We start from the raw sequence: 13638 nt of genomic DNA on the forward strand, positions 1-13638 counted from the left end.
CATCGCGCCAGGGTGGCCAATCCTACGAAAAACCGCTACGCAACTTCGCGCCCGGCCCGGCCGCTGGCTAATCTTCCGCCAATACACAGCGAGCGCGGAGAGGCATTCATGGAGTTGCACATCGTCATCCAGGGCCAGAAGGACCTTGGCGGGCAACTCTACGCGCAGCTGCGCGAGGCCATCGACAGCGGGCGCCTGGCCGCCGGCGCGCGGCTGCCGCCCAGTCGCCTGCTGGCCGAGCAGTTGGGCCTGTCGCGCAAGACGGTGTCGGACATCTACGCCCAGCTCACCTACGAGGGCGTGCTGGTCGGCCGCGTCGGCAGCGGCACCTTCGTCAACGCCCGGGTGCCGCGCCACGAGCAGCGCCCGCAGGCCATCCGCTACGCCGCCCAGGAGGCCATCGACACCTGGGAGGCGCTGCAGACGCGCATCGTCCACCCCCACGCCGGCGTCACCCTGCGCGCCGACTTCCTCGGCGGCGCCAGCAGCCTCGCCACCTTCCCCCACGAGGACTGGCGCCGCTGCGTGCACTTCGCCCTGCGCCAGATGCAGGGCCCGCGGGCGGTCTACGCGCAGCCCGAGGGCCTGCCCAGCCTGCGCGACGCCATTGCCCGGCACATCGCCTACAGCCGCGGCGTGCAGTGCCGCGACGAGGACGTCATCGTCTGCAACGGCGCGCAACAGGCCCTCGACCTGCTGGCGCGGGTGCTGGTGCGCCCCGGCACCCGGGTGGCCATGGAAGACCCCGGCTACCCGCCGGCGCGCCTGCAGTTCGCCATGCAGGGCGCGGAAATCGTCAGCGTGCCGGTGGACGCCGAGGGTCTGTGCGTGGAGCGCATCCCCGACGGCACCCAACTGATCTACTGCACCCCGGCGCACCAGTTCCCCCTCGGCATGCCGATGAGCGAGGCGCGCCGCCAGGCCCTGCTGGCGCGGGCCGCGGAGCTGGGCGCGGTGATCGTCGAAGACGACTACGACAGCGAATTCCGCTACGAAGGCCGCCCCCACGAGACGCTGCACAGCCTCGACCGCCTGGGCCTGGTGGCCTACGTCGGGACCTTCTCCAAGACGCTGCTGCCGGAGTTGCGCCTGGGCTACCTGGTGGTGCCGCCGGGCCTGCGCCCGGCCCTGCTGCGCGCGCGGCAGCTGAACGACTGGCACAGCTCGACCCTGGCGCAGTGGGCGCTGGCCAAGTTCATCGCCGACGGCTGCCTGCTCAAGCACATCCGCCGCTGCCACGGCATCTACGCCACGCGCCGCGAACGCATCCTGGCGCGCGTCGAGGGCGACCTCTCGCCCTGGCTGCAGGCGGTGCCGTCCAACGCCGGCTTCCACCTGGCGCTGCTGTTCAAGGTGCCGGTGAAGCTGCCGCTGCTGGTGGAGCTGGCGCGCAAGCTGGAAGTCGGCATCTATCCGCTGGACGGCTTCTACGACCGCGAGCCGGTGCGCCAGGGGCTGCTGATGGGCTTCGGCGCCATCGAGAAGCTGGATATCGACCCGGCCCTGGACAAGCTGCGCGACCTGCTCCGGCAGATCGCCTGAAGCCGCGCACCTCAGAAGGCCGAACGGACCACCCCGCCGTCGGCGCGCAGGGCCGCGCCATTGGTGGCCGAGGACGCCTCGGAGCAGACGTACACCACCAGGTTGGCCACCTCCTCCGGCGTGGTGAAGCGCTTGAGCAGCGAGCTGGGCCGCGCGCTGCGGAAGAACTCCGCCTCGAACTCGGCGAACGGCTGGCCGCCGGAGAGCTTGCCGACGAACTCGTCGACGCCCTCGGAATGCGTCGGCCCCGGCAGCACCGCGTTGACCGTCACCCCGGTGCCCGCGCAGTCCTCCGCCAGCCCGCGGGACAGGCCGAGCTGGGCGGTCTTGGTGACGCCGTAGTGGATCATCTCCACCGGAATCTGCACGCCGCTCTCGCTGCTGATGAACACCACCCGCCCCCAGTTGCGCTGCTTCATGCCCGGCAGATAGGCGCGGCTGAGGCGCACGCCGGACAGCAGGTTGACCTGCAGGAAGCGCTCCCAGTCCTCGTCGGGAATCTCCGCGAAGGGCTTGGGATCGAAGATACCCAGGTTGTTCACCAGCACGTCCACCTGCGGGTAGCGGCCCACCAGTTCGGCGATGGCCGAAGGCTGCGACAGGTCGCCGGCGAAACCCTCGACGCGGGCATCGGGCTGCTGCTCGCGCAGCTTGGCCAGGGCGGCGTCCACCGAAGCCTGGCTGCGGCCGTTGAGGACCACCCGCGCGCCCTCGCGCGCCAGGCCCTGAACGATGGCGAAACCGATGCCCTTGGTGGAACCGCTGACCAGGGCGAGCTTGTCTTGCAGATTGAAATTCATGGCACTGCTCTCGGTTGTTTTCGGTTTTCGATTTTCGTAGGAGCGAGCTTGCTCGCGAACGGATTCCGCTGCGGGGTTACACGAACAAGGGCTGGGCGACGATGTGCTGAGTGGACCCAAAGCAGCCTAGGCGCTACCGGCAGCCACGTCCAAGCACTCGGAGGATTGGACTGCCGGTTTTCGCCAGGATTGTCCGTTATTCCCCGCCCGCCGAACGCCTAGTATCCCCTTCACGAATTTTCCCTTCCCAGGAGTCACGCCATGCAACAACGCATCCTCGTCATCGGTTCCGGTTTCGCCGGCATGTGGGCCGCGCTGGGCGCCGCCCGCGTCCTCGACCAGCACGGCCGCGGCGACGTCGAAGTCGCGCTGGTCGCCCCCGAGCCGCTGCTGCACCTGCGCCCGCGCCTGCACGAGGCCGCCCCGCACGCCATGACCACGCCGCTGCTGCCGCTGTTCGAAGCCGCCGGGGTGCGCTACGTGCAGGGCAGCGTCGAGCGCATCCATACCGGCGAGCGCAGCGTCGAAGCCGTGAACGAGCGCGGCGAACGCTTCAGCCTCGCCTACGACCGCCTGGTGCTGACCGCCGGCAGCCGCCTGTTCCGCCCGGCCATCCCCGGCCTGGCCGAGCACGCCTTCAGCATCGACCAGACCGACGAAGCCAGCGCCCTGGACGTGCACCTGGCGCGCCTGGCCGACCTGCCGCCGAGCGACGCGCGCAACACGGTGGTGGTGGCCGGCGGCGGCTTCACCGGCATCGAGATCGCCTGCGAGCTGCCCGCGCGGGTACGCCGCGTGCTGGGCGAAGATGCCGAGGTGCGGGTGGTGATAGTCGAGCGCAGCCACGTCATCGGCCCCGACCTGGGCCCCGGCCCGCGCCCGCAGATCGAGCAGGCCCTGGACGAACTGGGCGTGGTGCGCTTCCTCGGCGCCGCGGTCAACGCCATCGACGCCGACGGTCTGAGCACCACCACCGGCGAGCGCATAGAAGCCAAGACAGTGATCTGGACCGCCGGCATGCAGGCCAGCCCGCTGACCGCCCAGGTGCCCGGCGAACGCGACGCCCTCGGCCGCCTGCACGTGACGCGCGACCTGCGGGTGAAGGGCGTGGACGCGGTATTCGCCGCCGGCGACGTGGCCCTGGCGCAGGTGGACGATGCGGGCAACCACGCGCTGATGTCCTGCCAGCACGCGATGAACATGGGCCGCAGCGCCGGCTACAACGTCGCCGCCGACCTCCTCGGCCTGCCCACCCAGGCCTACGCCCAGCCGGTCTACGTCACCTGCCTCGACCTGGGCCCCTGGGGCGCGGTCTACACCGAGGGCTGGGAACGCCAGGTCAAGCTGCAGGGCGCCGAGGCCAAGGCCCTCAAGCGGCAGATCAACACCCAGTGGATCTACCCGCCCCAACCCAGCCGCAAGGCCGCCCGCGAAGCCGCCGACCCGCAACGGGTGGTGGTGGCGTAACCGTTCACGGTTCTCCGCCGCTACACCTGTGTCATTCCCCAACGCCATGGTCGAACCGGGCTTTGCCTCCGGCCATGGCGATGGGTATCGCTTCGCTCCACCCATCCTACGGGCTGGCCGTCGCAACGGTGTTCCGGGCCAACGGCGTATAACCGCGAACGGTTATACGCCCTACGCTACTGTCTTACAGGCCGCGCCGGGGCGCTCTTCGTAGGAGCGAGCTTGCTCGCGAATGAGCCCCGCAGCGGAGTCTGTTCGCGAGCAAGCTCGCTCCTACGAGAAGCCATCTTTGCGATTGCCGGAACCTCCGGCGGGCCGCCCATGAAAAAACCCGGGCACCTCGCGGTGCCCGGGCTTCTGCCGTTGGCAGCCGTCTGCGTGGTTACGGCATGACCGGCGGCAGGTACTGCAGGGTGGTGCCCAGGGCCCAGAGCAGGAACAGCACCAGGGGCACGTGGACCAGCAGCTGGACGAAGGAGAAGCCGATCAGGTCGCGGGCCTTCAGGCCCAGCACGCCGAGCAGCGGCAGCATGTAGAAGGGGTTGATCAGGTTCGGCAGCGCCTCGGCGGCGTTGTAGATCTGCACCGCCCAGCCCAGGTGGTACTTCAGCTCGGTCGCCACCTGCATCACGTAGGGCGCCTCGATGATCCACTTGCCGCCGCCGGAGGGGATGAAGAAGCCCAGCACCGCGGAATACACGCCCATCAGCAACGCGTAGGTGTCGTGGGAGGCGATCTGCACGAAGAAGGTGGAGATGTGGTGCGCCACGGTGGCGCCGTCGGTGCCTTTCACGGTGGTCATGATGGCGGCGATGGAGCCGTACAGCGGGAACTGGATCAGCACCCCGGTGGTGGTCGGCACCGCGCGGGCCACGGCGTCGAGGAAGTTGCGCGGGCGCCAGTGCAGCAGCGCGCCGACCATCAGGAACAGCAGGTTGTAGGTATTCAGCCCGGAGATGGCGAGGATCGCCGGCTTGGTGGCGAACTCGTGGAACAGCCAGCCGGCGGCCAGGGCCACCAGCAGCAGGATCAGCAGCGGGCTGTGCTCCAGCCACTCGCCGGGGCGGCTGGGCTTGCTCATGTGCGGCGGGGTGAAGCTGACGTCCACGCCACAGGCATCGGCGTCGCGGGCGCTGGATTCGCCCGGCGCGGTCATGTAGGCGATCACCACCGACACCACCACCAGGGCCAGCAGCATCAGGCCGGACTGCCAGAGGAAGATGGTCTCGGTGAAGGGGATCACCCCGGTGATGGCGAGGATCGACGGCGGCAGGCTGCCGGGGTTGGCCTGCAACTGCGCGGCGGAGGACGACAGGCCCAGCGCCCAGACCGCGCCCAGGCCCAGGTAGGCCGCGGCGCCGGCGGCGCGGTAGTCCATCTTCAGGTCCGTGCGGCGGGCCAGGGCGCGCACCAGCAGGCCGCCGAAGACCAGGCTCAGGCCCCAGTTGAGCAGCGAGGCGAGCATCGACACCACGGCCACCCAGGCCACCGCCGAGCGGCCGTTCTTCGGCACCCGCGCCAGCAGCGCGATCAGCCGCGAGGCCGGGCCGGAGCTGGCCACCACGTAGCCGCCGATGACCACGAAGGCCATCTGCATGGTGAAGGGGATCAGGCTCCAGAAGCCGTCGCCGAAGGCCTTGGCGGTGTCGCCGGGGGACGCGCCCATGGCCAGGGTGGCCACGGCCACGATCAGCACCGCCAGGGTGGCGAACACCCAGGAGTCCGGGAACCAGCGCTCGGCCCAGGCCGAGCAGGCCATGGCGAAGCGCGCGGAACGGCTTTCCTGCAGTTGCAGTTTCGCGTTCATTTTTCCTACCTCGATTTCTTGGAGTTATTTTTCTTTGTAACGCCGAACGCCCCGGAGTTCGTCCGGGGCGTCCGTCACACGGGCACGCAGGGCTCGATCAGTCGCGGACCAGGGCCAGGGCCACGCCCTGGCCACCGCCGATGCACAGGGTGGCAAGTCCCTTCTTCGCATCGCGGCGGAGCATTTCATGCAGCAGGCTGACCAGCACGCGGCAGCCGGAGGCGCCGATGGGGTGGCCCAGGGCGATGGCGCCGCCGTTGACGTTGACCTTGGCGGCGTCCCAGCCCAGTTCCTTGCCCACCGCCAGGGACTGCGCGGCGAAGGCTTCGTTGGCCTCGACCAGGTCCAGCTCGGCCAGTTGCCAGCCGGCCTTGTCCAGGCAGCGGCGGGTGGCGGATACCGGGCCGATGCCCATGATCGCCGGGTCGACGCCGGCGCTGGCGTAGGCGGCGATGCGGGCCAGAACCGGCAGGCCCAGTGCCTTGGCCTTGGCGGCGCTCATCAGCAGCACGGCGGCGGCGCCGTCGTTGAGGCTGGAGGCGTTGCCGGCGGTGACGCTGCCGTCCTTCCTGAACGCCGGCTTGAGCTTGGCCAGGGACTCGGCGGTGGTGCCGGCGCGCGGCTGCTCGTCGGTGTCGAAGCTCAGTGCCTCGCCCTTGCGCTGCGGGATGCTCACCGGGACGATCTCGTCACGGAAGCGCCCGGCCTCGATGGCGGCCACGGCCTTCTGCTGCGAGGCGGCGGCGAAGGCGTCCTGCGCCTCGCGGGTGATGCCGTACTTGTCCACCAGGTTCTCGGCGGTGATGCCCATGTGGTAGTCGTTGAAGGCGTCCCACAGACCGTCGACGATCATGCTGTCGACCAGTTGCGCATGGCCCATGCGCAGGCCGGTGCGGGCCTTGGGCAGCACGTAGGGCGACAGGCTCATGTTCTCCTGGCCGCCGGCGATCACCACCTCGGCGTCGCCGCAGCGGATGGCCTGGGCGGCCAGGTGCAGGGCCTTGAGGCCCGAGCCGCAGACCTTGTTCAGCGTCAGCGCCGGCACCGCATGGGGCAGCCCGGCGGCGATGGCGGCCTGGCGCGCGGGGTTCTGCCCGGAGCCGGCAGTGAGCACCTGGCCGAGGATCACCTCGTCCACCTGCTCGGGTTTCACGCCGCTGCGCTGCAGCAGCTCGCGGATGACGATGGCGCCCAGCTCGTGGGCGGGGATGTTCGCCAGGCTGCCCTGGAAGGCGCCGATGGCGGTGCGGGTGGCGGCGACTATCACTACGTCTTGCATGTCTTTCTCCCAAGCGGCTGTTCGTTGGAGCAACTGCCTTGCCGGCTGCGCCGAGGTGCTTTTCGTAGGATGGGTTGAGCTTGCGAAACCCATGCTGTCGGGGTGATGGGTATCGCTTCGCTCAACGCCATCCTACGGGTGCTACTCCTGCGCGCGATCGCGGGCAGGGCCCGCTCCTACAGGGGGTGTCAGAAGGTCATTTCCTTCACGTCATCCGGCACGATCAGCCGCCCGGCGGTCTTCTCGGCGATCTCGGCGACGCTCACCCCCGGCGCGGTCTCGCGCAGGACGAAGGCGCCGTCGATGATCTCCAGGTAGGCCAGGTCGGTGAGCACCTTGCGGATGCAGCCGGCGCCGGTCAGCGGCAGGCTGCAGCGGTCGAGCAGCTTGGACTCGCCGTCCTTGGAGGCGTGGGTCATGGTGACGATGATGTTGTCGGCGCCGGCCACCAGGTCCATCGCGCCGCCCATGCCTTTCACCAGCTTGCCGGGGATCATCCAGGAGGCGATGTTGCCCTGCACGTCCACCTCGAAGGCGCCGAGCACGGTGAGGTCGACGTGGCCGCCGCGGATCATCGCGAAGGATTCGGCGGAGGAGAAGATCGACGCGCCCTTCACGGCGGTCACGGTCTGCTTGCCGGCGTTGATCATGTCGGCGTCGAGGGTTTCCTCGGTGGGGAAGGCGCCCATGCCGAGCAGGCCGTTCTCCGATTGCAGCATCACTTCCATGCCCTCGGGCACGTAGTTGGCCACCAGGGTCGGGATGCCGATGCCGAGGTTCACGTAGTAGCCGTCCTGCAGTTCGCGCGCCACGCGCTGGGCCATCTGTTCGCGGGTCAGTGCCATCTTCTTGTCTCTCTTGTCCGGTGGGCTCAGGAACGCACGGTGCGCTTTTCGATGCGCTTCTCGAAGGTCCCCTGGATGATGCGGTCGACGTAGATGCCGGGGGTGTGGATCTGGGTGGGGTCCAGCTCGCCCGGCTCGACGATCTCTTCCACCTCGACCACGGTGATGCGCCCCGCGGTGGCCACCACCGGGTTGAAGTTCTGCGCGGTGTGGCGGTAGATGACGTTGCCGTAGTGGTCGGCCTTCCAGCCCTTGACGATGGCGAAGTCGCCGGTGATGGCCTGTTCCATGATGTGCGGGCGGCCGTTGAACTCGCGCACTTCCTTGCCCTCGGCGACCGGAGTGCCGTAGCCGGTGGCGGTGAAGAAGGCCGGGATGCCGGCGCCGCCGGCGCGCAGTTTCTCGGCCAGGGTGCCTTGCGGGGTGAGTTCCACTTCCAGTTCGCCGGACAGCAGCTGGCGCTCGAACAGTTCGTTCTCGCCGACGTAGGAGGCGATCATCTTGCGGATCTGCCGGTCCTCCAGCAGCACGCCGAGGCCGAAGCCGTCGACGCCGCAGTTGTTCGACACCACCGTCAGGCCCTTCACGCCCAGGCGGCGGATCTCGGCGATGAGGTTCTCGGGGATGCCGCACAGGCCGAAGCCGCCCGCCAGTACCGTCATGCCGTCGGTGAGCCCGGCCAGGGCCTCCGCGTAACTGCCAACCCGCTTGTCGAGTCCTGCCATCTGCTGCTGCCTCTCTTGTAGTTTGGGTTTCCGACCGGCCGGTCGGAGAGCGTCTGCAGCTTCACCGCTGGGGACTGATTTGTTAAGTTTGTTTTTCCAATCGATTATTCGGCTTTACTTATCAATGACCGTCAAGCAACTGCGCGCCTTCCTCGCCGTGGCGCAGAGCCTGAGCTTCGCCCAGGCCGGCGAGCGCCTGCACCTGTCGCAGCCGGCCCTGAGCCTGGCGATCAAGAACCTGGAGGAATCCCTCGGCGGGCAGTTGCTGGTGCGCACCACCCGCAGCGTAGCCCTCACCCCCGAGGGCGAGACCCTGCTGCCCATCGCCCGGCGCCTGCTGGCCGACTGGGACAACGCCGAGGAGCTGCTGCGCCAGCACTTCACCCTGCAGCTGGGCAAGGTCTCCATCGCCGCCATGCCCTCCTTCGCCGGCAACCTGCTGCCGGGCGCGCTCATGGCCTTCCGCCAGCGCCACCCGAAGGTGAACGTGGCGGTGCACGACGTGATCAACGAACAGGTGCTGGAGATGGTGCGCAACCGCCGCGTCGAGCTGGGCATCGCCTTCGAGCCGGACAGCCTCGACGGCCTGAGCTTCCAGGCCTTCTACAGCGACCGCTTCGTCGCCGTGCTGCCGGCCGGCTCGCCCCTGGCCGGGCAGCGCCGGCTGACCTGGGCGCAGCTGCTGCAGCAGCCCTTCATCACCCTGCAGCGGCCCTCGGCGGTGCGTCTGCTGCTGGAAGACAGCGTGGCGGCCAGCCACGGCAAGCTGGCGGTGGCCTTCGAGAGCCACCAGTTGGTCACCGTCGGGCGCATGGTCGCCCAGGGGCTGGGAGTGAGCGCGGTGCCGCGCCTGTGCGTGAAGCAGATGGAGGAGTTGGGCGCGCGCTGCGTGGACCTCTACGAACCCACGGTGGAACGCCGCGTGGGCCTGTTCAGCCTGGCCGAGCACAAGCTCTCCAGCGCCGCCCAGGCGCTGAGCGACGTGCTCTTGCAGATAGCCGACTGGCCGCGGTTGCAGAAGGAAGGTTGCGAGGAAGGTCGAGCAGAGTGAGGCAGAGTCGCGCGGCGCGGGCGGCGGAAGAACGCCGCCCGTTGCGCTGGGAGGGTCAGATGTCGCTGCACATCTCGGTCTGGCGCAGGTATTCGAGCACGTGGACCTGGCCCTTGGAGTCGGCGTAGGTCATTTTCGCCGGGGCGACTTCGCAACGGTCGTTGGCTTGCTCGATGCTGATCACCTTGGCCACGTCGAGCTGCATGCCGTAGTGGTAGACCACGGGCGCGGCATCGGCGGCATTGGCGGCCAGGGCGGCGCCCATCAGGGGGATGGCGAACAGGCTGAACAGGGTGCGTTTCATGGTGGGATTCTCCGATTTCCGGCGTGCTGGCCATTTGGCCTTGCCGTGTATACAAATTTAGTTGAACGGCCGTTCCGGACACAGAGGCAATACGACAAGGGATTACTGCGCAACACGTAACAATAAGGGCTTGCCAACCCAGCTGAATGGATTGACCGGCCTTTCACTCGCGGTAAAAAGCGTCCGCACTGGCAGGATTCAATTCATTTCCCACTTTGCTGCCACTCGATCAGGGCGTCACAATGGCAAGCCCATTCGTCGCCAGGAATCCGCCATGAAACGCGTGGCCATGCTGCTGTTCCCCGGCGTGCAGGCGCTGGACATCGCCGGCCCGCTGGACGTCTTCGCCGAAGCCAATGCCTTCGTCGCGCCGGGCAGCGGCTACCAGGTGCTGACGCTGGCCGAACGCGGCTTCCCCATCCCCGCCTCCAACGGCCAGTTGCTGGGCGCGCAGCACGAGCTGGACGGCGCCGTCGGTGGCTTCGACATCCTGCTGGTGCCCGGCGGCCCGCAATTGCCCGCCGAGACACCTTCCACCGCCCTCCTCGCCTGGCTGCGTCGGGCCTGCGCCGAGACGCCGCGCTACGGCTCGATCTGCACCGGCGCCTTCCTCCTCGGCCATGCCGGCTTGCTGGACGGCAAGCGCGTCACCACCCACTGGGGCGACGCCGCGCGCCTGGCGCAGCTGTTTCCGCAGGCAAGGGTGGAGCCCGACAGCATCCACGTGCGCGACGGCGCGCTGGTGACCTCCGCCGGCGTGACCGCCGGCATCGACCTGGCCCTGGCGCTGCTGGCCGAGGACCACGGCCCGGCGGTGGCGCTGAGCGTGGCCAAGCGCCTGCTGGTGGTGGCCCAGCGCCAGGGTGGGCAATCGCAGTTCAGCCCCTATCTACAGGCGCCAGCGGATGGCGATTCGCCCATCGCCCGGGTACAGCGCCACGTGCAGGCCCATCTCACCGACGCGCTGTCGGTGACGGAACTGGCGGCGGTGACGACCATGAGCGAACGCACCTTCGCCCGGGTGTTCGTCCGCGAGGCGGGCATCACCCCGGCGGAGTTCGTCCAGCGCGCCCGGCTGGACGCGGCGCGGGGGTTGCTGGAAGGCAGCGGGCTGCCGCTGAAGGTGGTGGCCTGGCGCTGCGGCTTCGGCAGCGCGGCGCGGATGCGGCTGGTGTTCGTGCAGAGGCTGGGGGTGACGCCGACGGAGTATCGGGGGCGGTTTCGGGGGGATGGGTAGGGTTCGAGGTGTCGAGGGTTCGTAGGAGCGAGCTTGCTCGCGAATGGAGTTCGTCGGCAACGCAGGTGCCTGGGCCTGGCTCCGTCCCCTCTCCCCAGCCCTCTCCCTGAAGGGAGAGGGGGCTTATCCGTGCAGAGAAAGGTGATGGTTTCAGTCGGAAACCTTCGGTGCTGCCGGCTGACTCCAGAACATCCAAGCACACCGAACGGTCCCCTCTCCCTTCAGGGAGAGGGTTAGGGAGAGGGCGCTCTTTACAGGCTCCGCGCAATCACCAACCGCTGCACATCGCTGGTGCCCTCATAGATCTGGCACACCCGCACATCCCGATAGATACGCTCCACCGGGTAATCCTGCAGGTAACCATACCCCCCCAGCGTCTGAATCGCCGCCGAGCACACCCGCTCGGCCATCTCCGAGGCGAACAGCTTGGCCATGGAGGCTTCCGTCAGACACGGCAGGCCCGCCTCACGCAGGCTCGCCGCGTGGTGGACCATCTGCCGGGCCACGGCTATCTCGGTGGCCATGTCGCTGAGGCGGAAGGCCACCGCCTGGTGCTGGATGATCGGCTTGCCGAAGGTCTCGCGCTCGTGGGCGTAGTCGCGGGCGTATTCGAAGGCGGCGCGGGCCATGCCCACCGCCTGGGAGGCGATGCCGATACGCCCGCCCTCCAGGTTGGCCAGGGCGATGGCGTAGCCCTGGCCCTCCTCGCCCAGCCGGTAGCTGGCCGGGATGCGCAGGTCATCGAAGGCGATCTGGCAGGTGTCCGAGGCGTGCTGGCCGAGCTTGTCTTCCACCCGCACCACGCGGTAGCCGGGGGTGTCGGTGGGCACGATGAAGGCGCTGATGCCCTTCTTGCCGGCCGCCGCGTCGGTGACGGCGAAGACGATCACCAGTCCGGCGTGGCTGCCGGAAGTGATGAACTGCTTGCTGCCGTTCAGCACGTAGTGGTCGCCGTCGCGGCGTGCGCGGGTCTTCAGGAAGCTGGCGTCGGAGCCGGCCTGGGGCTCGGTGAGGGCGAAGGCGCCGATCATCTCGCCGCGGGCCAGGGGCACCAGGAACTGGCGCTTCTGCTCGTCCGTGCCGAACTTGGCGATGGGCATGCAGCCCACCGAGTTGTGCACGCTCATGATGGTGGAGCAGGCGCCGTCGCCTGCGGCGATTTCCTCCAGGGCCATGGCGTAGGCCAGGTGCCCGGTCTGCGCGCCGCCCCACTCCTCGGCCACCAGCATGCCGAGGAAGCCGAGGTCGGCCATTTCCTTCAGCGCCTCGGCCGGGAAGCGGTGCTCGCGGTCCCACTCGGCGGCGAAGGGTTTCAGCCGCTCCTGGGCGAACTGGCGGGCGACATCACGGATCTGCAGGTCTTCTTCGCTGGGAATCATGCTTCGCTCCTTACAGGCGCTCGACGGCGATGGCCGTGGCTTCGCCGCCGCCGATGCACACCGAGGCGATGCCGCGCTTCAGGTCGTACTGCTGCAGCGCCGAGAGCAGGGTCACCAGGATGCGCGCCGCCGAGGCGCCGATCGGGTGGCCCAGGGCGCAGGCGCCGCCGTGGACGTTGAGCTTGGCGTGGGGGATGTCCAGCTCGCGCATGGCGGCCATGGCCACCACGGCGAAGGCTTCGTTGACCTCGAACAGGTCCACCTCGCCCAGGCCCCAGCCGCTGCGCTGCAGCAGGCGCTGGATGGCGCCCACCGGCGCGGTGGGGAACAGGTTCGGCGCGGCGGCGTAGGACGAGTGTGCGCGGATCGCCGCCAGGGGCTCCAGGCCGCGTTTCTCGGCCTCGGACAGGCGCATCAGCACCAGCGCGGCGGCGCCGTCGGAGATGGAGCTGGAGTTGGCCGCGGTGACGGTGCCGCCCTCGCGGAACGCCGGTTTCAGCGTCGGAATCTTGTCCAGCCTGGCCTTCGGCGGCTGCTCGTCCTGGCTGACCTCGCGGGTTTCCTTGCCGGCCTTGACCGTCACCGGGACGATCTCGGCGGCGAAGCGGCCGTCGCGCATGGCCTGCTGGGCGCGGGTCAGCGAGGCGATGGCGTAGTCGTCCTGCTGCTGGCGGGTGAAGCCGTAGCCCTGCGCGCAGTCCTCGGCGAAGGTGCCCATCAGCCGGCCCCTGTCGTAGGCGTCTTCGAGGCCGTCGAGGAACATGTGGTCGAGCACCTTGCCGTGGCCCATGCGGTAGCCCGTGCGAGCGCGCTCCAGCAGGTAAGGCGCGTTGGACATGCTCTCCATGCCGCCGGCCAGCACCACGCCGGCGCTGCCGGCCAGCAGCGCGTCGTGGCCCTGCATCACGGCCTTCATGCCCGAGCCGCACATCTTGTTGATGGTGGTGCAGGGCGTGCCGCGGTCCAGCCCGGCGCCGAGCACCGCCTGGCGCGCCGGAGCCTGGCCCTGGCCGGCGGAAAGCACGCAGCCGAGGATGGCTTCGTCGATCTGGTCGGCGCCCAGCTGCGCGCGCTCGATGGCGGCGCGCACGGCGGCGGCGCCGAGGGTGGCGGCGCTGGTGTCCTTGAAGTCGCCGAGGAAGCCGCCCATGGGCGTGCGGACGGCGCTGACGATGACTACGGGATCGTTCATTTTCGTTACT

General features: G+C 69.1%; 12 protein-coding genes. 4 read left to right on the forward strand and 8 right to left on the reverse strand.

What is annotated here, in order from left to right; genetic code table 11:
• The first annotated feature begins 108 nt into the window (after positions 1-108).
• Positions 109-1542, forward strand: coding sequence for a MocR-like pyridoxine biosynthesis transcription factor PdxR (gene pdxR, locus ACTWJ5_RS17325; protein ID WP_301502613.1), 1434 nt, complete (start codon positions 109-111; stop codon positions 1540-1542).
• Between the two features lie 11 nt (positions 1543-1553).
• Here the strand turns inward: pdxR and ACTWJ5_RS17330 are convergent, their stop codons facing one another.
• Positions 1554-2342 (reverse strand): SDR family NAD(P)-dependent oxidoreductase, encoded by a 789-nt coding sequence (locus ACTWJ5_RS17330; protein WP_074979254.1) that lies wholly within the window; start codon positions 2340-2342, stop codon positions 1554-1556.
• 261 nt (positions 2343-2603) lie between these two features.
• Here ACTWJ5_RS17330 and ACTWJ5_RS17335 point away from each other — a divergent pair, with 261 nt between their 5' ends.
• Positions 2604-3809: an NAD(P)/FAD-dependent oxidoreductase gene (locus ACTWJ5_RS17335; protein WP_043272690.1), complete on the forward strand. Its 1206-nt coding sequence runs from the start codon at positions 2604-2606 to the stop codon at positions 3807-3809.
• Between the two features lie 382 nt (positions 3810-4191).
• Here ACTWJ5_RS17335 and ACTWJ5_RS17340 read toward each other — a convergent pair whose 3' ends face one another.
• The 4 genes from ACTWJ5_RS17340 to ACTWJ5_RS17355 all read right to left on the reverse strand — a co-directional run bounded on the left by ACTWJ5_RS17340 (position 4192) and on the right by ACTWJ5_RS17355 (position 8465).
• The gene (locus tag ACTWJ5_RS17340) at positions 4192-5616 is read right to left on the reverse strand and encodes a short-chain fatty acid transporter (protein WP_074979259.1); all 1425 of its coding nucleotides are present in this window, start codon (positions 5614-5616) and stop codon (positions 4192-4194) included.
• A gap of 97 nt (positions 5617-5713) precedes the next feature.
• Positions 5714-6895: an acetyl-CoA C-acetyltransferase gene (locus ACTWJ5_RS17345; protein ID WP_444436189.1), complete on the reverse strand. Its 1182-nt coding sequence runs from the start codon at positions 6893-6895 to the stop codon at positions 5714-5716.
• 188 nt (positions 6896-7083) lie between these two features.
• Positions 7084-7740: a CoA transferase subunit B gene (locus ACTWJ5_RS17350; RefSeq protein WP_061561698.1), complete on the reverse strand. Its 657-nt coding sequence runs from the start codon at positions 7738-7740 to the stop codon at positions 7084-7086.
• A gap of 26 nt (positions 7741-7766) precedes the next feature.
• Complete coding sequence (locus ACTWJ5_RS17355; RefSeq protein ID WP_009622180.1) at positions 7767-8465, reverse strand: CoA transferase subunit A; 699 nt, start codon at positions 8463-8465, stop codon at positions 7767-7769.
• 124 nt (positions 8466-8589) lie between these two features.
• Between ACTWJ5_RS17355 and ACTWJ5_RS17360 the strand changes: the two genes are divergently transcribed.
• Positions 8590-9516 (forward strand): LysR family transcriptional regulator, encoded by a 927-nt coding sequence (locus ACTWJ5_RS17360; RefSeq protein WP_249916744.1) that lies wholly within the window; start codon positions 8590-8592, stop codon positions 9514-9516.
• Between the two features lie 55 nt (positions 9517-9571).
• Here the strand turns inward: ACTWJ5_RS17360 and ACTWJ5_RS17365 are convergent, their stop codons facing one another.
• On the reverse strand, positions 9572-9820 hold the full coding sequence (locus ACTWJ5_RS17365; RefSeq protein WP_009622183.1) for a DUF2790 domain-containing protein: 249 nt from the start codon (positions 9818-9820) through the stop codon (positions 9572-9574).
• Between the two features lie 274 nt (positions 9821-10094).
• Here ACTWJ5_RS17365 and ACTWJ5_RS17370 point away from each other — a divergent pair, with 274 nt between their 5' ends.
• Entirely contained in the window at positions 10095-11057 is a 963-nt protein-coding gene (locus tag ACTWJ5_RS17370) for a GlxA family transcriptional regulator (protein WP_444436190.1), read from the forward strand.
• Positions 11058-11308: 251 nt separating this feature from the next.
• On the opposite strand, the gene ACTWJ5_RS17375 is transcribed toward ACTWJ5_RS17370, so the two are convergent.
• Together ACTWJ5_RS17375 and ACTWJ5_RS17380 are read right to left on the reverse strand one after the other, a co-directional pair.
• Positions 11309-12436: an acyl-CoA dehydrogenase family protein gene (locus tag ACTWJ5_RS17375; RefSeq protein WP_058072454.1), complete on the reverse strand. Its 1128-nt coding sequence runs from the start codon at positions 12434-12436 to the stop codon at positions 11309-11311.
• 10 nt (positions 12437-12446) lie between these two features.
• On the reverse strand, positions 12447-13628 hold the full coding sequence (locus ACTWJ5_RS17380; protein WP_444436191.1) for an acetyl-CoA C-acyltransferase: 1182 nt from the start codon (positions 13626-13628) through the stop codon (positions 12447-12449).
• Positions 13629-13638 lie beyond the last annotated feature (10 nt).

This window comes from Pseudomonas sp. A6, from assembly GCF_052367875.1.
Lineage (GTDB): Bacteria > Pseudomonadota > Gammaproteobacteria > Pseudomonadales > Pseudomonadaceae > Pseudomonas > Pseudomonas citronellolis.